Source organism: Nocardioides ganghwensis, from assembly GCF_014779655.1.
GTDB lineage: Bacteria > Actinomycetota > Actinomycetes > Propionibacteriales > Nocardioidaceae > Nocardioides > Nocardioides ganghwensis.
Genome location: NZ_JACXYX010000035.1, coordinates 1 through 1,376, shown reverse-complemented (window position 1 = coordinate 1,376; position 1,376 = coordinate 1). Strand labels below are relative to the sequence as shown.

General features: G+C 66.9%; 1 protein-coding gene. It reads right to left on the bottom strand.

What is annotated here, in order from left to right; genetic code table 11:
- Positions 1-30 precede the first annotated feature (30 nt).
- A protein-coding gene (locus IEZ24_RS21375) for an IS3 family transposase (RefSeq protein WP_224745685.1) occupies positions 31-1,325 on the bottom strand; the annotation gives its coding sequence in 2 pieces (ribosomal slippage) (positions 31-1,046 and positions 1,046-1,325; 1,296 coding nt in all).
- Between the last annotated feature and the right edge of the window lie 51 nt (positions 1,326-1,376).

Below are 1,376 nucleotides of genomic sequence, written 5' to 3'. Positions count from 1 at the left end.
TGAATCGCCCCGGGTTTCGTGGAGGCTCGGTTACTTGGAACCAGCCCCGGTCGGGACGGGTGTTTCAACGTAGTCGGTGACGACTCCGGTGGCCCAGTGGTTCGCCTCGAACTCGGCGGGCGGGATGAGGCCGATCTCGCCGTGGAGTCGCCTGTGGTTGAACCAGTCGATGTACTCGGCGACGGCGATCTCGACGTCGCTCACGTTCTTCCAGCCGCCCTTGGGACGCATCACCGGGTTGCGGATGCACTCGGCCTTGAACAGCGAGTTGAGCGCCTCGGCCATCGCGTTGTCATACGAGTCGCCTCGCGATCCGACCGACGCGACGGCCTCGGCTTCGGCGAGCCGCTCGGTGTAGCGAATCGCTCGGTACTGGACTCCGCGGTCGCTGTGATGGACCAGCCCGGCTGTGTCCTGCCCTGCGCGGTGCCGGTTCCACAAGCCCATGTCGAGGGCGTCGAGCGCCAGGTCGGTGCGCAGCGACGTGGACACCTGCCAGCCGACGATCATCCGGGAGAAGACGTCGAGGACGAACGCGACGTAGGTCCAGCCCGCATGCGTCCTGACGTAGGTCAGATCGGCCACCCATAACTGGTTCGGGCCCGTGGCGACGAACTTCCGATTGACCAGGTCTTCGGGTCGCTCGGTCTCAGCACCGTCGACGATAGTGGTCTTGCGGCTCTTCTCCCGCGGGATCCCACGCAGCCCCTCGGCACGCATCAGCCGTTCCACGGTGCACCGGGCGACGCGGATACCTTCGCGGTTGAGCTCGGCGTGGATCTTCCTCGCGCCGTAGACGCCGAGGTTGGCCTTGTGGGCGACCTTGATGTCCTCCACTAGTTCGGCGTCACGAATCGCGCGTGCCGACGGTGGTCTGGTCTTGGCGGCGTAGTAGCTGCTCGGGGCGGTCTGCACGCCGGCTTCCTTCAGCACGGCGCAGATCGGCTCGACCCCGACCTCACGCCCATCGACCACGTCGTGGCGATGGGCCTCGAGGTAGGCCACTACCTGCTGGTGGGGCGGTCGAGCTCCGCCGCGAAGAAAGCCGAGGCCGTCTTCAAGATGTGGTTGGCCCGGCGAAGCTCGCGGACCTCCCGCTCGAGCTCGGCCAGCCGTTGCGCGTCGCTGGTCGTGGTGCCCGGCCGGACACCACCGTCGATCTCGGCCTGCCGGACCCAGTTGCGCAACGTCTCTGGGTGCATGCCCAACTGGTCGGCCACACGCTTGATCGCTCCTGGCTTCGTCGCCGGGTCCGCCCGCAGCTCCACCGCCATCCGGGTCGCTCGCTCACGCAGCTCGTCGGGGTACTTCCTGGGTGCTGCCATGACTCTCATCCTCCATGGATTGAGAGCCTCCACCAGACCCGGGGCGATTCA